The 22,120-nt window shown below is 69.5% G+C and carries 16 protein-coding genes and 5 pseudogenes; 11 read left to right on the top strand and 10 right to left on the bottom strand.

The genetic code is table 11. The features are described 5' to 3' along the window. Window positions 1-36: 36 nt before the first annotated feature. Both ACRRRO_RS18760 and ACRRRO_RS18755 read right to left on the bottom strand, forming a co-directional pair. A pseudogene (locus tag ACRRRO_RS18760) lies at window positions 37-3,748 on the bottom strand (nitrate reductase subunit alpha). After that, window positions 3,745-4,473, bottom strand: a complete 729-nt coding sequence (locus ACRRRO_RS18755; protein WP_434080706.1) for a helix-turn-helix transcriptional regulator — start codon at window positions 4,471-4,473, stop codon at window positions 3,745-3,747. The pseudogene ACRRRO_RS18760 and the gene ACRRRO_RS18755 overlap by 4 nt, the downstream one beginning before the upstream one ends. Before the next feature lie 395 nt (window positions 4,474-4,868). Here ACRRRO_RS18755 and ACRRRO_RS18750 point away from each other — a divergent pair, with 395 nt between their 5' ends. The 7 genes and pseudogenes from ACRRRO_RS18750 (at window position 4,869) to ACRRRO_RS18720 (ending at window position 12,395) form a co-directional block, all read left to right on the top strand. Beyond that, window positions 4,869-5,165 carry a DUF2249 domain-containing protein gene (locus ACRRRO_RS18750; protein ID WP_424796316.1) on the top strand — a complete coding sequence of 99 codons (297 nt, stop codon included), beginning with the start codon at window positions 4,869-4,871 and terminating at the stop codon, window positions 5,163-5,165. Window positions 5,166-5,274: 109 nt separating this feature from the next. After that, window positions 5,275-6,312 carry a hypothetical protein gene (locus ACRRRO_RS18745; RefSeq protein WP_434080705.1) on the top strand — a complete coding sequence of 346 codons (1,038 nt, stop codon included), beginning with the start codon at window positions 5,275-5,277 and terminating at the stop codon, window positions 6,310-6,312. Next, window positions 6,309-9,086 carry a multicopper oxidase domain-containing protein gene (locus ACRRRO_RS18740; protein WP_424796314.1) on the top strand — a complete coding sequence of 926 codons (2,778 nt, stop codon included), beginning with the start codon at window positions 6,309-6,311 and terminating at the stop codon, window positions 9,084-9,086. The genes ACRRRO_RS18745 and ACRRRO_RS18740 overlap by 4 nt, the downstream gene beginning before the upstream one ends. Window positions 9,087-9,125: 39 nt before the next feature. Continuing rightward, window positions 9,126-10,352 (top strand): ThiF family adenylyltransferase, encoded by a 1,227-nt coding sequence (locus tag ACRRRO_RS18735; protein ID WP_424796313.1) that lies wholly within the window; start codon window positions 9,126-9,128, stop codon window positions 10,350-10,352. Continuing rightward, window positions 10,349-11,608 carry a molybdenum cofactor synthesis domain-containing protein gene (locus ACRRRO_RS18730; RefSeq protein WP_424796312.1) on the top strand — a complete coding sequence of 420 codons (1,260 nt, stop codon included), beginning with the start codon at window positions 10,349-10,351 and terminating at the stop codon, window positions 11,606-11,608. The genes ACRRRO_RS18735 and ACRRRO_RS18730 overlap by 4 nt, the downstream gene beginning before the upstream one ends. Then, window positions 11,605-12,072 (top strand): annotated as a pseudogene (moaC, locus tag ACRRRO_RS18725) (cyclic pyranopterin monophosphate synthase MoaC); the annotation flags it as partial. The gene ACRRRO_RS18730 and the pseudogene moaC, both read left to right, overlap by 4 nt. Window positions 12,073-12,152: 80 nt before the next feature. Further along, window positions 12,153-12,395: a MoaD/ThiS family protein gene (locus ACRRRO_RS18720; RefSeq protein ID WP_424796311.1), complete on the top strand. Its 243-nt coding sequence runs from the start codon at window positions 12,153-12,155 to the stop codon at window positions 12,393-12,395. Window positions 12,396-12,428: 33 nt separating this feature from the next. Here ACRRRO_RS18720 and moaA read toward each other — a convergent pair whose 3' ends face one another. Genes moaA through ACRRRO_RS18705 form a run of 3 tightly spaced genes read right to left on the bottom strand, consistent with a single transcriptional unit; the run spans window position 12,429 to window position 14,448 of the window. Beyond that, window positions 12,429-13,520: a GTP 3',8-cyclase MoaA gene (gene moaA / locus ACRRRO_RS18715; RefSeq protein WP_424796310.1), complete on the bottom strand. Its 1,092-nt coding sequence runs from the start codon at window positions 13,518-13,520 to the stop codon at window positions 12,429-12,431. Next, complete coding sequence (locus ACRRRO_RS18710) at window positions 13,517-13,960, bottom strand: molybdenum cofactor biosynthesis protein MoaE (protein WP_424796309.1); 444 nt, start codon at window positions 13,958-13,960, stop codon at window positions 13,517-13,519. Before ACRRRO_RS18710 ends, moaA begins: the two co-directional genes overlap by 4 nt. Continuing rightward, the gene (locus ACRRRO_RS18705) at window positions 13,960-14,448 is read right to left on the bottom strand and encodes a MogA/MoaB family molybdenum cofactor biosynthesis protein (protein ID WP_424796308.1); all 489 of its coding nucleotides are present in this window, start codon (window positions 14,446-14,448) and stop codon (window positions 13,960-13,962) included. The genes ACRRRO_RS18710 and ACRRRO_RS18705 overlap by 1 nt, the downstream gene beginning before the upstream one ends. 273 nt (window positions 14,449-14,721) lie before the next feature. Between ACRRRO_RS18705 and rpsA the strand changes: the two are divergent. The 4 genes and pseudogenes from rpsA to ACRRRO_RS18685 all read left to right on the top strand — a co-directional run bounded on the left by rpsA (window position 14,722) and on the right by ACRRRO_RS18685 (window position 18,250). Further along, window positions 14,722-16,214 (top strand): annotated as a pseudogene (rpsA, locus tag ACRRRO_RS18700) (30S ribosomal protein S1). 98 nt (window positions 16,215-16,312) lie between these two features. Then, a complete protein-coding gene (locus ACRRRO_RS18695; protein WP_424796307.1) occupies window positions 16,313-16,942 on the top strand; it encodes a pyroglutamyl-peptidase I in 630 nt (209 codons plus the stop codon). A gap of 11 nt (window positions 16,943-16,953) precedes the next feature. Further along, a pseudogene (coaE, locus tag ACRRRO_RS18690) lies at window positions 16,954-17,592 on the top strand (dephospho-CoA kinase); the annotation flags it as partial. 55 nt (window positions 17,593-17,647) lie between these two features. Then, window positions 17,648-18,250, top strand: a complete 603-nt coding sequence (locus ACRRRO_RS18685; RefSeq protein ID WP_434080704.1) for a GrpB family protein — start codon at window positions 17,648-17,650, stop codon at window positions 18,248-18,250. 20 nt (window positions 18,251-18,270) lie between these two features. On the opposite strand, the pseudogene ACRRRO_RS18680 reads toward ACRRRO_RS18685, so the two are convergent. The 5 genes and pseudogenes from ACRRRO_RS18680 to ACRRRO_RS18660 all read right to left on the bottom strand — a co-directional run bounded on the left by ACRRRO_RS18680 (window position 18,271) and on the right by ACRRRO_RS18660 (window position 22,119). After that, a pseudogene (locus tag ACRRRO_RS18680) lies at window positions 18,271-18,697 on the bottom strand (OsmC family peroxiredoxin). 173 nt (window positions 18,698-18,870) lie between these two features. Beyond that, window positions 18,871-19,515 (bottom strand): hypothetical protein, encoded by a 645-nt coding sequence (locus ACRRRO_RS18675; protein WP_434080703.1) that lies wholly within the window; start codon window positions 19,513-19,515, stop codon window positions 18,871-18,873. Beyond that, window positions 19,515-20,522 carry an ABC transporter permease gene (locus ACRRRO_RS18670; protein WP_434080702.1) on the bottom strand — a complete coding sequence of 336 codons (1,008 nt, stop codon included), beginning with the start codon at window positions 20,520-20,522 and terminating at the stop codon, window positions 19,515-19,517. The genes ACRRRO_RS18675 and ACRRRO_RS18670 overlap by 1 nt, the downstream gene beginning before the upstream one ends. Then, window positions 20,519-21,442, bottom strand: coding sequence for an ATP-binding cassette domain-containing protein (locus ACRRRO_RS18665; protein WP_424796304.1), 924 nt, complete (start codon window positions 21,440-21,442; stop codon window positions 20,519-20,521). Before ACRRRO_RS18665 ends, ACRRRO_RS18670 begins: the two co-directional genes overlap by 4 nt. After that, entirely contained in the window at window positions 21,439-22,119 is a 681-nt protein-coding gene (locus ACRRRO_RS18660; protein ID WP_424796303.1) for a TetR/AcrR family transcriptional regulator, read from the bottom strand. The genes ACRRRO_RS18665 and ACRRRO_RS18660 overlap by 4 nt, the downstream gene beginning before the upstream one ends. Window position 22,120 lies beyond the last annotated feature (1 nt).

Genomic DNA, 22,120 nt, shown 5'->3' with positions numbered 1-22,120 from the left:
CCGGGCGGGGGGACGTGGGCAGCGCCTCGGGGAAGGTCAGTACTGCACCGGGGCGGTGCGTCTGCGGATCATCGTCACCTCGTCACGGTTGTTGCCGGTGGGGCCGATGTAGTTGAAGAAGTAGGACAGTTGGGCGTATCCGCCGATCATGTGACTCGGTTTCATCAGGATCCGGGTGAGGCTGTTGTGGATCCCTCCGCGCTTGTTGTCGGTCTCGGTCAGCGGTACGTCGATCAGCCGGTCCTGGGCGTGGTGCATGTACACCGTTCCCTCGGGCATGCGGTGGCTGACGATGGCGCGGGCGGCCACGACGCCGTTGCGGTTGACGGCCTCGATCCAGTCGTTGTCAGCCACCCCGATCTTGGCCGCGTCGACGTCGGACATCCAGATCGTCTGCCCACCCCGGGACAGGCTGAGCATGAACAGGTTGTCCTGGTACTCGGAGTGGATCGACCACTTGTTGTGCGGGGTCAGGTAGCGCACCGAGACCCCGAGTTCGTTCTGGCTCCCGATCGGGGATTCACCGAACAGGTCGGTCATGTTCAGTGGTGGCCGGTACACCGGCAGACCCTCGCCCATCCCGAGCATCCAGTCGTGATCGACATAGAACTGTTGGCGCCCGGTGAGGGTGTGGAACGGTTTGAGCCGCTCGATGTTGATGGTGAACGGGCTGTAGCGCCGCCCGCCGCTCTCCGACCCGGACCACTCCGGGGAGGTGATCACCGGCACCGGGGCGTTCTGGGTGTCGGCGAAGGTGATTTGCTTGCCCTCGTGCTCGGCGGCCAGGTCGTGCAGTCGGGTACCTGTGCGTTGCTCCAGGTTCCTGAACCCCAGCGTGGACAGGTGCCCGTTACAGGTGGCCGACAGGTGCATGATGGACTCGGCGAACTGGATGTCGGTCTCCAGGCGTGGCATGCCCTTGGCCGAACCGGAACGCACGGTGCCGTTGCGGTGGCGGAGGAGATCCACCTCCCGCTTGACGTCGTAGGCCACTCCCTTGGTGAGCATGCCAACCTTCTCCAGCAACGGGCCGACCGCCGTCATCCGCTCGTAGGTGGCCGGGTAGTCCCGCACCACCTCGGCCAGGACCGGTAGCGTCTTGCCCCGGAACCGGTTCGACCTCACCGGTCTTCCAGTCCTTGACCCGCCCGTGCACCGTGGCCATCGCCTCCGGGGTGTCGTGCCACAACGGCTTGGTGACCACGTCCTTGCGCACACCGAGGTGGTCGACGGCCAGCTCGGAGAACCGCTTGGCGATCGCCTTCCACGTATCCCAGTCGGTCTTGGACTGCCACGGCGGGTCGATCGCCGGGTTGAAGGAGTTGACGTAGGGGTGCATGTCGGTGGTGTTCAGATCGTGCTTCTCGTACCACGTCGCCGCCGGTAGCACCACGTCGGAGAGCAGGGTGGAGGAGGTCATCCGGAAGTCGAGACTGAGCAGCAGGTCAAGCTTGCCCTCCGGTGCCTGTTCGGGCCACGCGATGCCCTCCGGACGATGCTCCGGCGGCGCCTCGGTGGCCTTGACGGCGTTGTCGGTGCCCAGCAGGTGCTTGAGGAAGTACTCGTTGCCCTTGGCGCTGGACCCGAACAGGTTGGCTCGCCACAGCGACAGGATCCGCGGGTGGTTCTGCGGCGCCTCGGGATCCTCGACGGCGAATCTCAGGTCCCCGCTCTGGAGGGCCCGGGTCACGTACTGGCCTACGTCCTGCCCGGCCCTCGCGGCCTCGTCGGCGACCTCCAGGCTGCTCCGGTCGAACTGCGGGTAACTGGGGGTCCATCCCAACCTGGCGGACTGGGCGAGCAGGTCCATGGTGCTCTTGCCGTTGAACACCCCGGTGGAACCGTTCAGGTTCTCGGCACCGAAGGTGTCGTACCGGTACTGGCTGGTGTTGACGTACCAGTAGGCGGTCTGGTTCATGTGCCGGGGCGGGCGGATCCAGTCCAGCGCGAAGGCCAGGTGCTGGAACCCCATGATCGGCCGGATCTTCTCCTGGCCCACGTAGTGCGCCCACCCGCCACCGTTGCGGCCCTGGCAGCCGGTGATCGTGGTGAGCAGGAGCATCGCCCGGTAGATCTGGTCGGAGTGGTACCAGTGGTTCGTCCCGGCGCCCATCAGGATCATCCCGCGACCCTGGGTGTCGATCGCGTTCTGGGCCCACTCCCGGCTCAGCCGGATGATCTGCTCCGGCGGGACCCCGGTGATGTCGGAGGCCCACGCCGGGGTGCCGGGAACCGACGGGTCGGCGTAGTCGACCGGCCAGGCTCCGGGTAGACCCGGGCGGGCCACTCCGTACTGGGCCAGCAGCAGATCCAGCACCGTGGTGACCACGTGCCCACCGATGCGGCGAACCGGCACGCCCCGGACGTCCAGGTTCAGCGCGCCCTCGGGATTGTCGAACCGCGGCAGTTGCACCAGGGCGGCCGAACCGCCGTCGTCATGGCCGTACAGGCTCAGCGCCGGTTCGATGTCGCCCAGGTCCAGGTTCCACTTCCCGGCCCCCTCCGGGCCGAACCGGTGCCCGATCGAACCGTTCGGGACCGCGACCTCGCCGTTGGTCTCATCCAGCACCACCGGCTTCCACATCGCGTTCTCACTGTCGCACTGGGGGTTGTCGAAGTCCCCGGCGACCAAGAACTTCCCCGGCCGGTAGGTGCCGTCGGCGCCTTCGACCTCTTCGAGGGTGACCAGGTAGGGCAGGTCGGTGAAGCGGCGGTTGTAGTCGGTGAAGAAGTCCACCTGCCGGTCCGCGAAGTACTCCTTCAGCAGGACGTGACCCATCCCCATCGCCAGCGCACCGTCGGTGCCCGGAGCCGAGGCGACCCACTCGTCGGCGAACTTGACGCTCTCGGCGTAGTCGGGAGCCACCGAGATCACCTTCTGCCCGCGGTAGCGTGCCTCGATCATCCAGTGCGCGTCCGGGGTGCGGGTGACCGGGACGTTGGAGCCCCACATGATCAGGTATCCGGCGTCCCACCAGTCCCCGGACTCGGGCACGTCGGTCTGGTCCCCGAACATCTGCGGAGAGGCATTGGGCAGGTCGGCGTACCAGTCGTAGAAACTCAGCATCGGCGCACCGATGAGTTCATGGAACCGGGAGCCGGAGGAGTAACTGACCGGTGACATCGCCGGGATCGGGGAGAAGCCGGCGATCCGGTCCGGGCCCCAGCGTTTGATCGTGTAGACGTGCGCGGCCGCGAGCATGTCCACCACCTCGGCCCACGTGGCCCGGACCATGCCACCCTTGCCGCGGGCGCTCTTGTAGGTGCGCGCCGACTCGGGGTCCTGCACGATCGAGCCCCAAGCCACCACCGGGTCGGTGTACTTGGCTTTCGCGGCGCGGAACATGTCCAGCAGCACCCCCCGCACGTAGGGGTAGCGCACCCGGGTGGGGGAGTAGGTGTACCAGGAGAAGGCCGCGCCCCGTGGGCAGCCGCGGGGCTCGTACTCGGGCCGGTCCGGCCCCGCGGATGGGTAGTCGGTCTGCTGGGCCTCCCAGGTGATGATCCCGTCCTTGACGTAGACCTTCCAGGAGCACGAACCGGTGCAGTTGACCCCGTGGGTGGAGCGCACCACCTTGTCGTGGCTCCACCGGTCCCGGTAGAAGGAGTCCCCGGCCCCGGCGCGCCCTCCGGACAGGTGCAGGCTGCGTTTGTCCTCGCTGACCTCGGCGCTACCGAAGAAGCGCCGGGTGCCCACCAGGGCGCCGCTGAGGGGACCTTCAATCGTGGGGGGCTTGGTGGTGGTCATGCTGGGCCTCCGGTGAGCGGTGTCATCGTTCGTAGGTGGGCGCGGCAGGCGTGCGGTCCCACCTTGGGTTGCAGACTGACCCGCACCTCGGGTTCCCCGATGGCCTCCAGCGTGCCGCGCAGCAGACCGCGGTGGGCCGCGCAGACCACATCGGGATCCTCGGTGGCCATGGCCAGGAAGGGGCAGTAGTGCAACGTCAGTTCCACCGACGCACCGGTGGTGCGCACGTTCGGCCCGTAGCCCCAATCGGTCAGTTCATCGATCAGCCGGCCGATCTTGGCCAGCCAGGTGCCGGGTGTGCGGGCCGGGGCCGGTGAGAGCCCGGGTCCGGCCTGCACCCGAGCCCGGGCCCACGCCAGCCCGGCCTCTTCGGCCCGCGCGGGCCCGTCCTCGCCGGCCTCGAGTTCGGCGTGCAGTCCGGCCAGCGCCTCGTGGTGCCGGCTCGTGGTGGGCTCCGGCCAGCGACTCAGGTGCGAGGTGTAGATCTTGCGCGGACGGCCCACCCCGGTGGGCGGCTCGAAGTGGGCGTGTAGGAAGCCGGCGCCGACAAGTCGCTCGAGGTGGAACCGCACCGTGGTCACGTGCAAGCCGGTGAGTTCGGCCAATTCCCTGGCCGTGCGTCCGGGCGGTGTCGCGGAATCCAGGTCACGGCTGTGGAACAACTCGACCAGGTGTTCCAGGAGTTCCTTGCGCACCGGCGATTCCAGTACTCCCAAACCATCCACCGGTTGCCGGTCCATCATTGGATCCTCGCAATTTGAAGGAACTGCCCTCACGAGCAATCTAGGCCGATCCCGGGGCCCCCGCAAGCGTTCCTGCCGAATCAATTGACCATTGAATTCGGCAACGCCGGCCTTGGGAAAATGCGGCTTGAGCGCTCTATTCCAACAGTCGCGGAGAATGCACCGGGATGACCGTTCGGGCATTTGCCGGCTGCGTCGCGTGCGTATTCCCGACCGGATTTCCAGGACGCATCGCGGCTCCGGCCCGGCAGCGCGACAGGTCTCCAGCGCGGTGCGCCCGGGGCGCGTGAGGGGTGTCGTGGCGGCGCGGGGATTTGCACAACTCGGATATGTAATAATTGGGCGTCCCAGCCCGACGCTCACCCGAGGAGCCAGCGATGACCGACGTCCGCCCGATGCTGAACGTGATCCAGGAGCCCGCCGGGTGCGCCTGCGGTGAGCACGATGGTGACCTGCCCGAACTGGATGTACGCCCCATCCCGCACCGGATCCGGCATGGGAGCGTGTTCGGTGCGCTGTCAGCGATCGGTTCCGGTGAGGCGATGGTGCTGGTAGCCCCGCACGACCCCAAGCCGTTGCTGGCCCAGATCGCCGAACGGGAGGCCGGCAGCATCTCGGTGACCTACCTGGAGGAGGGCCCGGAGGCTTGGCGGCTGCGGCTGCAGCGCGACTAGCACGGAGAGGTCATTGACGACGACGGCGCCACCGGTCCGACCGGCGACCGGAACCGGCCGTAGCACGAGAGCGGGCCGGCTGGTACTGCTGTCAGCCGCCGGCGTGAGCATGCTCGCCGGGCTGAATGCCGCCCTGCTGCTGCTGGGCCTGCCCGCCCCGGCGACCTCGGCGGGCCTGCCCGTGCTGCACGGCATGCTGATGGTGCTGGGCTTCCTGGGCGCCCTGATCTCACTTGAGCGCGCGGTGGCGCTGCGGAGCGCCTGGGGCTTCCTCGCACCGACGTTGCTCGGTGGCGGCGGGCTGGCGCTGCTCAGCCCGGCACCGGCGGTGCTGGGCCAGTTGCTACTGGTCAACGGGGCGGCCGTGCTGTGCGCGGTCTACGTGCAACTCTGGCGGCGGTCCTGGGACAACACCGTGCTGGTGCAACTGCTCGGTGCGTTGCTGGCCCTGTTCGCGGCCGCGTTCTGGATCCGGGTTGAGATCGTGGACCTGGTCGCGCTGTTGTCCGGATTCATCGTGCTCACCATCGTCGCCGAACGGGTGGAACTGGCCCGGATCTCCCTGTCCCGCTGGGCCGAGCCGATCGTCCTGACGCTGGCCGGTGCGCTGGTTCTCGCGTCGTTGGCGACCATGGTCTTCTCCCGTGCGGGAGCGGCGGGCTTCGGTCTCACGCTGCTCCTCCTGGCCGCTTACCTCGGGTGGCATGATGTGGCCCGCCGGATGGTTCGGGCCAAGGGCTTGCCCAGGTTTGCCGCGGCCGCGATGCTCGCCGGGTACGCGTGGCTGGCCCTGGCGGGCCTGGTCTGGATGATCGGTGGACCGGCCTGGGTGCCGCACTGGTATGACCTGGTGGTGCACGGGATCTTTCTGGGCTTCGGCATGTCGATGGTGTTGGCGCACGCCCCGGTGATCCTGCCGGCGGTACTGAGGATCTCGCTGCCCTACCACCCGGTGTTGTGGGCGCCACTGGCGGTGCTGCACGCCGGGATGGTGGTTCGCACGTTGGGAATGGTGACGGAAGTGAACACGGTGTGGCAGGTCGGGGGCCTGTTGACGATCGCGGCATTGCTGCTGCTGGCACTCAGCGCGGTGGGCGTGGCGGTCTGGGCCGGCAGGAGCCGAACGACACCGGCGGCCCGGGCATGAGAACAACCACCTCCCCGCCGCAGGCGGGTGCGTCCACCACACGGGGCGTCTGGGCGATGCGGGACCGGCCCGCCCTGCTGTGGCTCGCTATGGCGGTGATCATGGCCATCGCCCACCCGTTCGTGCCCGAGTCCCGCTGGCTGATGGTGCACCTGGTGCTGCTGGGCGCCGCCACCCACTCGATCATGGTCTGGAGCGTCTACTTCGCCCAGGCCCTGCTGAAGACTCCCACAGAACTGGATGACCGCCGTCGTCAGTCCCGGCGGTTGGCCACCCTGCTGGTGGGTGTCACAACGGTGATGGTCGGGGTGCCCACCACGATCTGGCCCCTCACGGTGGCCGGCGCGGTCCTGGTGGTCACCGCTGTGGTGGCGCACTTCCTGGCGCTGTGGCGCCGGCTGCGGCACGCGCTGCCGGGCCGGATGCGGATCACCGTGCACTACTACCTGGCCGCGGCCGCCTTCCTCCCGGTCGGCGCACTGTTCGGGGTGCTGCTGGCGCGCGGGTACCCCGACCCCCTGCACGGCCAACTGCTCCTGGCGCACTCGATGCTGAATGTGCTCGGCTGGGTGGGACTCACCGTGACCGGCACGCTGATCACGCTGTGGCCCACGATGCTGCGCACCCGGATGGACGAGCGGGCCGAGCGCCTGGCCAAGCGGGCTCTCCCGGTGTTCGGCGCGGCCCTGGTGGTGGTCCTGACCGGGGCGCTGGCCGGTGTGCTGGCCGTGGTCGGCGCGGGATTGTCGGCCTACGTTCTGGCGCTGGTCTGGTGGGGCCGGGCGCTGGTGCGGCCCGCGCGCACCCGTCCGCCGCGCGAGTTCGCCCCGGCCTCGGTGGCCGCCGCGATGATCTGGGCGGTGGTCGGTCTGGGGTGGCTGACGCTGAACACCATGATGAGTTCGACCTGGGGGGAACTGACCGCCGGGTTCGGCCCCGTCGTGGCGGTGATCGTGGCGGGCTTCGCCGCGCAGCTCCTCACCGGCGCGATGTCCTACCTGATCCCGGTGGTGCTGGGTGGGGGCCCGGTGGCGGTGCGGACCACCCAATGGTGGTTCAACCGGGCCGGTGCCGCCCGCCTGGTCCTCATCAACCTCGGCCTGGTCATCTTCCTGCTCCCGGTGCCCAGTGCCGTGCGGGTGACCACCTCGGTGGTGACGCTGGCCGGTCTGGCCTGGTTCATCCCGTTGATGCTCGGGGCGATCCGGGCCCGCCGGGCACTGCGCGAGGAACAGGAGGCAGCGGCTGCCGATGCCGGGAGCGCCGAGCGCACTGAGAGCACCGTGGCGGTGTCCCGGGAGCATGCTCGGGGCCCGTTCTGGCGGGGCGGGCAGTTCGTGGGGGCGATCACCGCGCTGGCGGTGGCGACCGCCGTGGGGGTGGGTATGGATCCGGCCGCCGCCGGTCTGGGCACTCCCGCCGGTACTGCGGGGACCGGCGCGGCCGAGGACGTCGTCCCGACCGGGCGGACCACGACCGTGCAGGTGGTGGCCGACGACATGCGGTTCAGCCCCGACCACATCGAGGTCCCCGCGGGGAACAGCCTCGTGATCGAACTGATCAATGAGGACACCTCCGACGTACACGACCTGATCCTGGGCGGTGAGCAGACGCCGCGGCTGGCCACCGGGGAGTCGGCCACGTTGGAGGCCGGTGTCATCTCCGGGTCGTTGGAGGGCTGGTGCACCATCGTGGGGCACCGGCAGATGGGAATGGTGCTCACCGTCAGCGCGGTCGGCGCCGACGGTACGCCGGTGCCGGCCGACCAGGCCGGGCCGGAAGGGGACGATGACGACGTCGCCGCGGCGGGCGGGCACGGCCACGCCAGGCACGGAGGCGGGCAGGGCGATGCCGACGGGCCACGACCGTCGATCCTGCCCGACGCGGCAGAAGTCACCGGCTTCGTCGATCCCGAGCTGCCGCCGCTGGACACCGACGCGGGCACCGTCCACGAGCTCACCCTGACGGCCCAGGAGGTGGAGCTGGAGGTGGCCCCGGGAGTATGGCAGCGCCGATGGACCTTCAACGGTCAGGTACCCGGTCCCACGGTGCACGGGCGGGTCGGGGACGTCTTCGAGATCACCCTGGTCAACGACGGCACGATCGGGCACTCGATCGACTTCCACGCGGGGTCGCTGGCCCCCGACGAGCCGATGCGCACGATCGCCCCGGGGGAGTCGCTGGTCTACCGCTTCACTGCCGGGATGGCCGGGATCTGGCTCTATCACTGCGGCACCGACCCGATGACCAGCCACATCGGGGCCGGCATGTTCGGGGCGGTCATCATCGAACCCGACGACCTGGAGCCGGTGGACCGCAACTACGTGCTGGTCCAGTCCGAGGCCTACCTCCGGGCGAGCGGGCACGGGCGGGGCAACGCTGCCGAGGTGGACGCCGACCGCGCCCGGGCCGGCTCCGCCGATGCGGTCGCGTTCAACGGCATCGCCTTCCAGTACCGTCAGCAGCCGCTCCCGGCACGGGTGGGGGAGCGGGTGCGGTTCTGGGTGCTCAACGCCGGCCCCAACCGGGGCAGCAGTTTCCACATCGTCGGTTCGCAGTTCGACACCGTCTTCCACGAGGGCGGCTACCACCTGAACCGCGGGGTGGACGCCTTCGGCAACACCGGCGGCGGCAGTCAGGCGCTCTCGGTCGCGGTGGCTCAGGGCGGGTTCGTCGAGACCGTCTTCGGCGAGGCCGGGAACTACCCGATGGTCAACCACGTGATGGCTGATGCCGAACGAGGTGCCTCGGGGATCGTCACGGTGACCGAGTAGGCGAGGGCACGTGGAGTTTTTCAGACCTAGACTGAAGCGATGACGTCCCTGCCGCCCCTGGTCGAACCGGTGCCGGCTCTGTCCGCGACGGAAGCGGCCCGCACCGCGCGTCAGACGCTGTTGCCGGAGTTCGGTGAGATCGGCCAGCGCCGTCTCGCAGCCGCCCGCGTGCTGGTGGTGGGAGCCGGAGGACTCGGTGCACCCGTGCTGCAGTACCTGGCCGCTGCCGGGGTCGGCAGCCTGACGATCATCGACGACGACGCGGTCGAGGCCTCGAACCTGCACCGGCAGGTGATCCACGCCCATGAAGACCTCGGATCCTCCAAGGCGCAGAACGCCCGGCGGCGGGTGCTCGGGCTCAACCCCGGTGCACAGGTGCGACTGCACGAAGAGCGGCTTACCGATGACAACGCGGCCCGGATCCTCACCGGGCACGATCTGGTACTGGACGGGACCGACACCTTCGCCACCCGCTATCTGGTGGCAGACACCTGCGCGGAGTTGGCGATCCCGCTGGTGTGGGGTTCGGTGCTGCGTTTCGACGCCCAGGTGTCGGTGTTCTGGTCCACGCCACCCTCACCCGCCGCGCCGGTCACGATGCGTGACCTGTTCCCCCGGCCGCCGGCGCCGGGCACGGTGCCCTCGTGTGCTGAGGCCGGGGTGATCGGGTCCCTGTGCGGCATCGCCGGCTCGATGATGGCCACCGAGGCGATCAAACTCATCACCGGGATGGGCCAGGTGCTGCTGGGCCGGGTCGCCGTCATCGACGCGCTCACGATGCGAGTTCACGAGGTTCCGTTGCACACCGGCCGGGGCGACGATGAGGCCGTGCCGGCGATGGGCGCAACTGCGTCCGCGCCCGGCGCCGCAGTCGGGGACCCCCTGGGGGCGGTCCGGCCACCGGATGGGGTCACCACCCTGGACCTGAGTGCATTCCAGCAGCGCCGGGACCGGACCGACAAAGCCGCGACGGTGCTGCTCGACGTGCGCGAGCCCGATGAGGCCGCCCATGACGCGTTGCCCGGAGCAGTGAACGTGCCGATCAGCGCGCTGCTGCAGGCAGCCCGGGGGGCAGACCAGACGCAGGCGGTCACGGACCTGCTGCGCCGGGCCGGACTGGACGATGAGCAGGATGTGGTCACCTACTGCTCCGCAGGTGTCCGAGCTGCACGGGCCACCCGCTTGCTCATCCGGGCGGGCTGGACCAGTGCGGTGCTGGCCCCCGGAACGGTGGACCACCTACGCCAGGAACCGAAGCTGGTATGAGTGACCTGATCGCGGTGTCCGACCAGCGCGAGCGGATCCTGTCCGGGATGCGGCCGCTGACGGCCCAGCACCTCCCGCTCACCGAGGCCCACGGCCTACGCCTCGTCGAAGCTGTGCACGCGCGCTTCCCGGTTCCGCCATGGGACAACTCGGCCATGGACGGTTACGCCGTCCGGTTCGCCGACGTGGCCGGTGCAGCCGCAGACACTCCGGTCACGCTCGACGTCGTCGCCGACCTGCCCGCGGGCAGCGGCCTGGACCCTGCGCTGGGGCAGGGGCAGGCGGCCCGGATCATGACCGGGGCGGTGCTGCCCACCGACGCCGACACCGTGGTGCAACTGGAGCACACCGACCGCACCGACCCGCACGGCGCACTCGCCGCGACCGTGACCGTCAACCAGCCCCAGACGCACGGCCGGCACGTGCGATCCGCCGGCGGGGACATGATGCCAGGGGACCTCGTCGCCCCGGCCGGCACGTACCTCAACGCGACGGCTTTGGCCTCGCTGGCCTCCACCGGCCAGGGCAGGGTCGGCGTGCACCCTCGGGCGAAGGTCGCCGTCATCGCCACCGGCAGCGAACTGCTGCCACCGGGCGCGGACCTGGCCCGGGGCCAGATCCCGGACTCCAACTCGTTACTCATCAGTGCGCTGGCCCGCCAGGCAGGTGCCGAGGTGGTGAGCGCCGCACCGGTCGGGGACGACCCCGCCGAACTGGCCGACCACCTGGCCCAGGTTGAGCCGCAGGCGGATGTGATCGTGCTGACCGGGGGAGTCAGCGCCGGCGCCTACGACCCGTTGACTCGCGTGTTCGCCGGCTCCGAGGAGGTCACCTTCAGCAAGGTCGCGATGCAGCCGGGCAAGCCCCAGGCGTTCGGCCGGTACGGCGGCGCGTGGCTGTTCGGCCTGCCCGGGAACCCGGTCAGCGCATGGGTGTCCTTCCACGTGTTCGTCCGGCCGGCGCTGCAGTTGCTGCACGGTGCACCGCCGGACGTCGTGTTGCCCGCCACAGTGCCGGCCCGTGTCACCCAGGGATGGCGCACCCCACCGGTGCGTGACCAGTACCTGCCCGCCCGGGTGCGGCACGGCGCCGATGGGCACGCCGAGATCAGCCCGACCGCCAGGCACGGGTCCCAGTCGCACCTGGTGGCCAGCCTCGCACGGGCCAACGGGTACGCCATCGTGCCCGGGCACGTCGATCATGTCGAGCCCGGCGACATCGTCGAGGCCGTCGTCGAACCGGGAGGACACCTATGACCGCCTTCACCCACCTGGACCACGCGGGCCACGCCCGAATGGTCGATGTCACCGAGAAGTCACCCACGATCCGGTCGGCAACGGCCAGTGCGTTCGTGCACTGCAACGCTGAGGTGATGGGCCATCTGCACGACGGCACCGCACCGAAGGGCGATGTGTTCGCCGTGGCCAGGATCGCGGGAATCAACGCCGCCAAGAAGTGTGCGGATCTGTTGCCGCTGGCCCATGTGATCGGGGTGCACGGGGCGAACGTTGACGTCGAGCCGGCCGAGGGCGGGGTGCGCATCGTCGCCACGGTTCGCACCGCGGACCGCACCGGGGTGGAGATGGAAGCCCTCACCGCGGCGTCGGTAGCGGGCCTGGCGGTCGTGGACATGGTCAAGGGCATCGACCGGGCCACCTGGATCTCCGACGTACGCCTCGAGGCCAAGGACGGCGGCCGGTCCGGGTCCTGGCGCCGTGAGGAGGCAGGCGACGGGCCACCGGCGCCGGCGGTGGGCGCGGCGGGCGGCGCGGCGCCCGCGGATGGATCGCGGAGGACGGCATGAGTGTGCGGGTGCGGCTGTTCGCCGTCGCTGCCGAGATGATCGGACGGACCGAGGTGCAGTCCGCCGCAGGCACGGTCGGTGACCTGCTCCGGGACCTGACCGCACACGGTGGTCCGGGCACCGGCGCCGTGCTGGACCGGTGCTCGATCCTGGTCAACGGGCGCCGGTCGTCCTCGGCCCAGGATCCGGTGCCCGCCGGCGCCACCGTGGACGTGCTGCCGCCCTTCGCCGGGGGCTGACGCCCGCGCTGCGCCGGGCTGGCGCCCGGGGTTTCAGCCGCCGATGGCGTTCATCCCACGTGCAGGTTGCAGGAAGCCCGGATCGTTGATGCCGTGCCCGGCTTTCTTGGCGTCGATGCAGGCCCGCAGCACCGCGTCGATGCGCTCATCGGTGTTCAGTTCCGGGTCCTCGGCCCGCACCACCGGGATGAGGTCGTACTCGTCGGTGGAGAACAGGCAGTTGCGCAACTGGCCGTCGGCGGTCAGGCGCAGCCGGTCGCACGCCCCGCAGAACGGGGCGGTGACCGAGGCGATCACCCCGACGTGGCTGTCGGTGTCATCGAGTCGGAACTTCTCCGCGGGAGCACCGCCACGCCCCGGCACCGGGTGGAGTTCCCAGCGCTTGCCCAGGGCCGCCAGGATCTCCTCGCGAGTCACCATCTGCTTCCGGTCCCAGGTGTGGCCGGCGTCCAACGGCATCTGCTCGATGAACCGCATCTGTGCCTGCATCGACAGGGCGAACTCGACCAGGTCGACCAGTTCGTCGTCGTTGACCCCGCGCATCGCCACGGCGTTGAGTTTCAACGGGCGCAGCCCGGAGCGGGAAGCGGCCTCGATACCGGCCATCACGTCCTTGAACCGGTTGCGCCGGGTCAGTTCGGCGAAGCGTTCGGGTTGAACGGTGTCCAAGCTGATGTTCAACCGGGCCAGGCCGGCATCGGCCAGGGCGGTGATCACCTTGTCCAGGCCGATGCCGTTGGTGGTCATGGCGACCTGCACCGGCTTGCGGTCCGGGGTGCGGAGCGCCGCCAGTTCGGAGACCACCTGGACGATGTCGCGCCGGAGCAGCGGTTCACCGCCGGTGAGGCGGAACGTGGAGATGCCCGCCTCGGCGCAGATCCGGGCGACCCGGACGATCTCATCCACCGAGAGGATCGAGGAACGTGCCAGCCACTCCATGCCCTGTTCGGGCATGCAGTAGGTGCAGCGCAGCGAACAGCGGTCGGTCAGGGAGATGCGCAGGTCCCGGTGCACCCGTCCGAAGGTGTCCACCAGTGGGCTGCCGCGCCGCGGGTCCGGGTCCGGAACCGTCCGGGGAGGGGGAGGAGCGGAGCCGATCGTCACCGGTACCGGCTGGGAACTCATATGCCGCTCCAGTGGCCGGCGCCATCGGCGGTGTGCTGCTTCTTCCAGACCGGCAACTCGACCTTGATCCGTTCCACGACCTCACGCGATGCCGCATAACTCTGTGCGCGGTGCGCGCTGGCCACGCTCACCACCAGGGCCAGGTCGCCCACAACCAGGTCACCCACCCGGTGGCTCACCGCGATCCGCAGCCGATCGGCTCCGCCGGAGACCTCGGCCACGATCCGCTCGAGCACCGACTGGGCGTCCGGATGGGCGGAGTAGCTGATCGACGTGACCGTGCCGGTCACGCCCGGGTCGTGATCGCGCACCTGCCCCACGAAGGTGGTCACCGCTCCGCACCGGGGATCGTCCACTGCTGCCATGTGTGCCGCGACGTCCAGGGTCTGCTCGGTCACCTGGATCATGTTCAGGCGTTCATCCTCGTGCGTCACCGTCATCAGTGGTCACCTCCGCGCAATTGGTCCAGCAGGTGGGGCAAGAGCGGAACCACCACCTCGAGTCCGTCGCGTACGCCACCCGAGGAGCCGGGCAGAGCGATCACCACGGTGGTTCCGATCACACCGCACGGCCCGCGGGACAGCGCGGCCGTCGGCGTGTTCCTCAGCCCGTGTGCGCGGATCGCCTCGGCCACCCCGATCAGTTCCAGTTCCAGCATGGGCGCGATCGCCTCCGGGGTGCGGTCCCGCGGACTAACGCCGGTGCCACCCAGGGTGAGCACGACGTCGGCGCCGCTGTCCAGCGCCCGGGTGAGGGCGGTACGCACCGTTTCCACGCCGTCGGGCACGATCCGACGGGTCACCGCGAAACCGTGGTCGGTGAGGTGCTGTTCGACCAGCGGACCGGAGCGGTCCTCACGTTCTCCGGCCGCGCTCCGATCGGACACGGTGATCACGAAGGCCCGGGGCGTGCGCTGCTCGGTTGGCATCCTCCGAGCCTAACCCGCATAAGCGGCTCGGGACGGGCCGGAACCCGGCTGTGCAGATCACGTTGCTCACGGTTGCCCGCAGGCACTAGACTGCGTTGTCGGTGCCTCGTGCCCGCATGCCCGGATGGCTTGTCATCCACGTGGTGTCGCGGTCGAACGCGGGCCTGTTGTCCGGTCATTGTGATCAGACTCGGCCCGTCCCGGTCAATCCGGGTGCGGCGTGCCACGTCAGATATCCCAACAATCCCTGTCCGCAACGGAGTCCACTACTCAATGACTATCACTACCCCCGCCTCGACCAGCGTCCCGTCGGTCGCAGTCAATGACATCGGCTCGGAAGAAGACTTCCTCGCAGCCGTTGACGCGACCATTAAGTACTTCAATGACGGTGACATCGTCGAGGGCACTGTCGTCAAGGTCGACCGCGACGAGGTCCTCCTCGACATCGGGTACAAGACCGAGGGCGTCATCCTGTCCCGCGAGTTGTCCATCAAGCACGACGTCGACCCCGATGAGGTCGTCGAGGTGGGCGAGCACGTGGAAGCACTTGTCCTGCAGAAGGAGGACAAGGAAGGCCGGCTGCTGCTGTCCAAGAAGCGCGCCCAGTACGAACGTGCCTGGGGCACGATCGAGAAGATCAAGGAAGAGGACGGCGTCGTCACCCGCACCGTGATCGAGGTCGTCAAGGGTGGCCTGATCCTGGACATCGGGCTGCGCGGCTTCCTGCCCGCCTCCCTGGTGGAGATGCGCCGGGTGCGTGACCTGCAGCCCTACATCGGCCAGGAGATCGAAGCCAAGATCATCGAACTGGACAAGAACCGCAACAACGTGGTGCTGTCCCGCCGCGCCTGGCTGGAGCAGACCCAGTCCGAGGTGCGCTCCACCTTCCTGCAGACCCTGGCCAAGGGCCAGGTCCGCCCTGGTGTCGTCTCCTCGATCGTCAACTTCGGTGCGTTCGTGGACCTGGGTGGCGTGGACGGTCTGGTGCACGTGTCGGAACTGTCCTGGAAGCACATCGACCACCCCAGCGAGATCGTGGAGGTCGGCAAGGAGGTCACCGTCGAGGTGCTCGACGTCGACTTCGAGCGCGAGCGTGTCTCGCTCTCGCTCAAGGCCACCCAGGAGGACCCGTGGCAGGCCTTCGCCCGTACCCACGCGATCGGTCAGGTGGTGCCGGGCAAGGTCACCAAACTGGTGCCCTTCGGTGCGTTCGTGCGCGTGGAGGACGGCATCGAGGGCCTGGTGCACATCTCCGAACTCGCCCAGCGTCACGTCGAACTGCCCGAGCAGGTCGCGACCGTGGACGATGAGGTGTTCGTCAAGGTCATCGACATCGACCTGGAGCGTCGCCGCATCTCGCTGTCCCTGAAGCAGGCCAACGAGGGGGTGGACCCGAACAGCGACGAGTTCGACCCGTCGCTGTACGGCATGGCCGCCGAGTACGACGAGGCGGGCACCTACAAGTACCCCGAGGGCTTCGACCCGGAGACCAACGAGTGGCTCGAGGGCTTCGAGGCCCAGCGCGAGGCGTGGGAGTCCCAGTACGCCGAGGCACAGTCCCGGTGGGAGGCCCACAAGAAGCAGGTGGCCGCCGCTATCGAGGCCGACTCCGAGGTTCCGGTCGGCGAGGAGGACAGCGGTTCGTCCGCTTCCCCGTCCTCGTCGTCTCCAGCAGCAGCTACACCGCTGCGCCGGCCGACACCGGCGGCACCCTCGCCTCCGATGAGGCACTGGCTGCCCTGCGGGAGAAGCTGACCGGCAACTGAGCCGTTCACGCTGATCAACACTGATCGGCCCGCGCAAGGCCCCTCACCCGGGTTCGGGTGAGGGGCCTTGCTGTGTCCGGGTGGCTAGAGTGAGCGCGATGTCCACGACCACAGTGCTGATCACCGGTTTCGAACCCTTCGGTGGCCACGCCAGCAACCCCTCGCTCGAGGTGGCCACCGCGTTGCAGGATCACCCCGGCTGGGAGACCGAGATCCTCCCCGTGGACTTCTCGCGCTGCGTGCGGCTCATCAGCGACCTGGTGAGGCGACACCGCCCGCAGGTGGTCCTCAGCCTGGGGCTCGCGCCGGGCCGGGAACGCCTTGGCCTGGAACGCGTGGCGGTCAACCTCATCGACGCGCGGATCCCGGACAACGCCGGCGAGCAGCCCGTGGACGTACCGGTGATCCCCGCGGGCCCGAGCGCCTACTTCACCACCTTGCCGGTGAAGGCGATGCGGCGGGCGATCCATGAGGTCGGCATCGAGGCAGAACTCTCCCTGAGCGCGGGCACCTACGGGTGCAACGCAGTCATGTACGCCGGGCTGCATGCCGCCGCAGGAGTGGGAGGGCGGGTGGAAGGGCCGACGACGACGCGGGCCGGGTTCGCCCACCTACCGCCGGTCGAGGTGCTCGGCGTGGCCGGGGCCACCCGGGCGGTGGTCGCGGCGGTGGAGTGTGCCCTGGCCACCGAGACCGACGACGTCGTGCCTGACGGCGCGGTGGACTGAGCACGAGCACGGTGCGGAGCCGGGCGGACCACGACGGCCGCCCGAACCACTACTGTCGGAGCGTGCTCAACATCGGCCTCACCGGCGGGATCGCAGCCGGTAAGTCCACCGTGGCGGCGGTGCTGACCGACCTCGGCGCACGCCTGATCGACGCCGACGTCCTCGCCCGGGAGGTGGTCGAGGTGGGTACCGACGGCCTGGCCCAGGTGGTGCGGGCCTTCGGGCCCGAGGTGCTGCAACCCGACGGCTCCCTGGACCGGCCGGCCCTGGGCCGGATCGTGTTCAACGACGAGGAGGCCCGCGCGCGCCTGGGGGCGGTGGTTCACCCGCTGGTCACCGACCGATCCCGGGCGCTCCTGAGCCGGATGCCACCAGGGCAGATCGTGGTGCACGACGTACCGCTGATCGTGGAGAATGACCTGGCCGACCGGTATCACCTGGTCCTGGTGGCAGGAGCGGGCGAGATCGAGCGTCATCGCCGCCTGGTGTCCGGGCGCGGACTCTCCGAGGCAGATGCCTGGTCGCGGATACGGGCACAGACCGACGATCAGCGCCGCCGAGCCGTGGCGGACGTGTGGCTGGAAACCGAGCGACCCAAGGCGCAGGTGCGCGAGGAGATCGAGGACCTGTGGCACACCCGGTTGGCGCCGTTCGCGCACAACATCGCGCAGAACCGGGCGGGCCGAGCGTGGGCCGGGCCCCGCAATGCTGATGGAGCCTCCCGGGGGCGCGCGTGCCGCGACCGGTGCCGGTCCGACCGGGCTGGATCGTCCCTGGGACGTGCAGGCCGAGCACCTGCTCGCCCGGATCCGGCGCGCCGTGGGGGAGCAGGTCGAGACGGCCGACCACATCGGTTCAACCGCGGTCCCCGGTCTGGTGGCCAAGGACGTCATCGACCTGCAGTTGGGCGTCGTCGACCTCGACGCCGCGGTGGACCTCGATGAGCCGTTACGCACCGCGGGTTTCATCCGGCACACCGCGATCGAGCGCGATGTACCCAAACCCCACGCACCCGAACCGGCGCAGTGGCGCAAACGCCTCTACACCAACGCCGACCCGGGAAGGCCGGTGAACCTGCACGTGCGGCACGTGGGTGGCCCCGGCTGGCGCTACGCGCTCGCGTTCCGGGACTGGCTGCGCGCGGACGGGGAAGCGCGGGCCGAGTATGCCGACCTGAAGCGACGCACCGTCGCCGGCACGGCCACGACCGGTGAGTACGCACAGGCCAAGGAGCCGTGGTTCACCGCCGCCTGGCCTCGCCTGCAGGCCTGGATCGGGAAGACCGGCTGGCATCCAGGCCACGGGTGAACCGCGGCCCCGCGCCCTGCTCAGGCGAGGGTGGCCTGCAGTTGGATCTCGACCCCGGCCAGCGCCTGGGAGACCGGGCACCCGTCCTTGGCGCCCTCGGCGAGCCGCTCGAAGTCCGCGGCGCTGATGCCCTCGACCGTGCCGGTCACGCGCAGCGTGATCCCGGTGATGCCGGTGCCCGGTTCGAAGGTGACCTCGGCCCTGGTCTCCAGTGCCGTGGGGGGTGTCTCGTTGTCGGCCAACTCCTTGGAGAAGGCCATGGAGAAGCAGGAGGCGTGCGCCGCCGCGATCAGTTCCTCCGGGTTCGTGGTGCCCGCGCCCGGTTCGGCCCGTGCCTTCCAGGAGACGTCGAAGGTGCCCACCTGGGGAGGTCTGCAGACTGGTGGCTCCGGAGCCGTTGAACAGGTCGCCCTTCCAAGCGGTGCTGGCCTTGCTGACAACAGCCATGGTGTACTCCTCATCCGTGGATTCAGTGACGTGGCCATCCTGCCTGTTCCCCGCGCCAGGCGCAGCCGGAGTCGGCGCTCAGGGCATGGCGTCCCACGTGGTGGGCACCTCACCGCAGTCGGGCCGACGCGTCCGCAGGTCTCACCGCAGTCGCGCCGGCGCGTCCGCAGGTCTCACCGCACGTAGATCTGGCGCCGGCTCAGGCCCACCAGCCCCAGCCCCACACCGAGCACCGTCAGCCCGCCCAGCCACACCAACGGCGTCCCGGCGAAGTCCTCCACCGGTAGTTGCGCCGGGTGGCTCAGCGGTGACAACTGCTGCACCCAGTCGGGCAGGTCGAGAAGGTCGCTGAAGACGCCGGCCACCACGACGAGACCCACCACTGTCCATCCGAGTGGGGCCATCAGCGTGGGAAGCCAGCCGAACAGCAACCCGCACAGTCCGAGCACCAACAGCAGCCCGGGGAGCAGGTTGAGATGCACGCCCAGGAGGGTGCCGACCAGCGACCAGTCCCCGGTGGAGATGGCCGCACCCAGCCCGGTTCCCGCACCGGCCACGACCATGATCATCGTCGCACCGAGTGCGATGGCGAGCAGGTGCGATCCTGCCCACGCGGCCCGGCTGGTGGGGGTGGCCAGCACCGCCTCGGCGCGCCCGCCGGTCTCCTCGGCTCGCAGCCCTTGGACGGCGAAGACGATGTAGGCCACGATGATGTAGGCGTTGAACGCGGCGATGAACGCCAGGTAGCCCTCCATCAGTGCTTGGGAACCGAACACGTCCCGGAATGCCTCGGGCATGTCGTCGGCGGCCTCGACCATCAACTGGGTGAAGGCACCGTTGAGGACGCCCAGGGCGGTGATCGACAGCCCCCAGGCGACGACGGCGGCGAGTTGCAGCCGCGCGGCCAGGCCCAGGGGAGTCCGAGGACGTGGCGTGCCCGCGCCGGGCCCTTCGATGACGCCAGCAGGCCTGCGCCCAGGTCCCGTCGGTGCTGTAGGGCAAAACCAGCCGCGACGGCCGCGATGGCCAGGGCGACCAGCAGGGCGAGCGGCCACCACCGGTCGTGCACGAACGGCGCGGTCTGGGAGGCCCAGCCCAGGGGCGAGGCCCACGAAAGCGCCGTGCCACCTACCGCCGCCATGTCGCCCAGGGCGCGCAACGCGAACGCCGCCCCGAGTACGGCGCCGGCCATTCCGGAGGTAGGACGGCTGTTCTCGCTGAGTTGCGCGGTGACTGCGGCGATCCCGGCGAAGGCCATGCCGACCAGGGCGGTGCCCGTTCCGATCAGCAGCGAGCCCATAGCGCCATAGCCTCCGGCCACCGACATCGCCGTGATGACCACCAGTACGCCGAGGTTGGCCAGTGCGGCCACGATGAGAGCCGCGGTCAGATGCGCGTGCCGCCCGACCACGCTGGCACGGACCAGTTCGGCCCGGCCGGACTCCTCCTCGGCCCGGGTGTGCCGGGTGACGAGCAGGATGGACATCAGTGCGGCGAGGACGAAGAGGTACAGCACGTAGCCGCTGGCGAAGAATCGCTCATGGGTCAGCGCGTCCATGCCGTAGGCGGGTCCGGTGAACATCCGTCCCACGGGCTGTTCCAACAGCGGCGCCAGGGCGCCGAGCTCTTCATCAGTGCCGGCGATCACGGGCAGTGCGGTCGAGACGTACAGGACGTACAGCCCCAAGCCGGCCACCCATGCGGGGATCCTGATCCGATCGCGTCGAAGTGCCAGGCGCACCAGTGCGGCGGTACCGGTACCCGGGCTGTTGCGTTGCTCGGCCCGCTCCGCGTGTTCCGCGGGTCGCGTGGTCGTGGTGCTCATGACCGCTCGCCCGGCGTCTGCTCTACCCGCGCCGCGACGTCGTCCCCGTAGTGGCGCATGAGCAACTGCTCCAGCGTCGGGGGCTGGGCCACGATGGACTGCACTCCCAGTGTGCTGAGGGCGCGCACCACTTCGTCGACCCGGTCACCGTCGACGTCGAAGCGCCATTGGCCGTCCTGCCGGGCCACGTCGTGCACCCCGTGTAGTTCGCCCAGTGCCTCCGGCGAGGCCTTTGTCTCGGTGATGAACGTGGTGCGGGTCATGTGCCGCAGGTCACGCAGTGAGCCGCTCTCGACGATCCGACCCTGCCGGATGATCGAGATCCGGTCGGCCAGGACCTCCACCTGGGCCAGGATGTGGCTGGAGAGCAGCACGGTGGTGCCCTGCTGGCGTGCTTCTCGGATGGTCTCCTGGAAGACGACCTCCATCAGCGGGTCCAGGCCCGCGGTGGGCTCGTCCAGGAGCAGCAGCTCCACATCAGAGGCCAGCGCCGCGATCAGTGCCACCTTCTGCCGGTTGCCCTTGGAGTAGGTGCGGGTCTTCTTGGTGGGGTCCAGGTCGAACCGCTCGACCAGCCGGTCGCGGCGACGCTGGTCCACTCCGCCACGCAGGCGCGCGAACACGTCGATCGCTTCGCCTCCGGTGAGCTTGGGCCAGAGTTCGACGTCACCAGGGACGTAGGCCAGGCGCCGGTGCAGCGAGACCGACTGCGCCCACGGGTCGGAGCCGAACAGCCTGGCTGTGCCACCGTCGGCCCGGAGCAGGCCCAGCAGCACCCGGATGGTGGTCGATTTCCCGGCACCGTTGGGTCCGAGGAAACCGTGCACCTCCCCGGCCTCCACGCGCAGGTCGAGGCCGTCCAGGGCGCGCGTGGAGCCGAAGGTCTTGACCAGGTCGGTTGTCTCTATCACGGGATTCATCTGCTCTCCCTTTCGGTGGGGGTGTTGGCGATGTCGGCGCGGAGCGCCTGGTAGGCATCGGGGGTGAGGATCCCTTCGCCGAGGATCTCGGTGGCGGCGCGCAGGTAGTAGAGCGGCGGTCCGGAGCCGCCGAGCAGATCCTCACCGATGAGCCGCTCCAGGTGGCCGTGCATCACCAGCGCACCCAACGACCACACCGTCAGCACGGCGATCATGGTGCGGGGGTCGTCGCTGTGCCGGATCAGGCCCATCTGCTCGGCCTCGCCGGTTCGCTGCGTGGCGTCATCAACCATGCTGTCCACCAGGTCGTTGACGTGCTCGCTGTCCTCACCGAGGCGGCGAGCGAGGTAGCGCATCACGGGTCCGTACTGCTTGAAGGCCCAGAGCGGGCCGAGGGGATCGAGGGAGCCGCCGGGAGCGGCCTCGGTCTTGACCCGGTGCACCGTGTCCACGACGTATTGATCGCAGGCGAGTTGCAGCCCTTCCTTCGAACCGTAGTGGTGCACGATCAGGGCGGGGGCGACCCCGGCGCGCTCGGCGATCCGCTTGAAACTCGTGGCGCTGCTGCCCCGCTCTCCGAAGAGCTCGGTGGCAGCCTGCAGGATTCGTGACTTGCCGGCGCTGGTCTGCGGATCCTCGGCGGGGTCGGGTGGAGGTGGATGCGGTGTGGTCGGCATG

The sequence above is a fragment of the Sanguibacter sp. Z1732 genome (assembly GCF_051020515.1).
Classification (GTDB): Bacteria; Actinomycetota; Actinomycetes; order Actinomycetales; family Beutenbergiaceae; genus CALKWS01.
The sequence above is the reverse complement of the archived record's forward strand: the minus strand, read 5'-3'. Positions and strand labels throughout refer to the sequence as shown.

Coding starts and splice junctions, on each gene's coding strand:
- ACRRRO_RS18750 (WP_424796316.1), top strand. CDS start 4,869: ATGACCGACGTCCGCCCGATGCTGAACGTGATCCAGGAGCCCGCCGGG.
- ACRRRO_RS18745 (WP_434080705.1), top strand. CDS start 5,275: ATGCTCGCCGGGCTGAATGCCGCCCTGCTGCTGCTGGGCCTGCCCGCC.
- ACRRRO_RS18740 (WP_424796314.1), top strand. CDS start 6,309: ATGAGAACAACCACCTCCCCGCCGCAGGCGGGTGCGTCCACCACACGG.
- ACRRRO_RS18735 (WP_424796313.1), top strand. CDS start 9,126: ATGACGTCCCTGCCGCCCCTGGTCGAACCGGTGCCGGCTCTGTCCGCG.
- ACRRRO_RS18730 (WP_424796312.1), top strand. CDS start 10,349: ATGAGTGACCTGATCGCGGTGTCCGACCAGCGCGAGCGGATCCTGTCC.
- ACRRRO_RS18720 (WP_424796311.1), top strand. CDS start 12,153: ATGAGTGTGCGGGTGCGGCTGTTCGCCGTCGCTGCCGAGATGATCGGA.
- moaA (WP_424796310.1), bottom strand. CDS start 13,520: ATGAGTTCCCAGCCGGTACCGGTGACGATCGGCTCCGCTCCTCCCCCT.
- ACRRRO_RS18710 (WP_424796309.1), bottom strand. CDS start 13,960: ATGACGGTGACGCACGAGGATGAACGCCTGAACATGATCCAGGTGACC.
- ACRRRO_RS18705 (WP_424796308.1), bottom strand. CDS start 14,448: ATGCCAACCGAGCAGCGCACGCCCCGGGCCTTCGTGATCACCGTGTCC.
- ACRRRO_RS18695 (WP_424796307.1), top strand. CDS start 16,313: ATGTCCACGACCACAGTGCTGATCACCGGTTTCGAACCCTTCGGTGGC.
- ACRRRO_RS18685 (WP_434080704.1), top strand. CDS start 17,648: ATGCTGATGGAGCCTCCCGGGGGCGCGCGTGCCGCGACCGGTGCCGGT.
- ACRRRO_RS18675 (WP_434080703.1), bottom strand. CDS start 19,515: ATGGTCGAGGCCGCCGACGACATGCCCGAGGCATTCCGGGACGTGTTC.
- ACRRRO_RS18670 (WP_434080702.1), bottom strand. CDS start 20,522: ATGAGCACCACGACCACGCGACCCGCGGAACACGCGGAGCGGGCCGAG.
- ACRRRO_RS18665 (WP_424796304.1), bottom strand. CDS start 21,442: ATGAATCCCGTGATAGAGACAACCGACCTGGTCAAGACCTTCGGCTCC.
- ACRRRO_RS18660 (WP_424796303.1), bottom strand. CDS start 22,119: ATGCCGACCACACCGCATCCACCTCCACCCGACCCCGCCGAGGATCCG.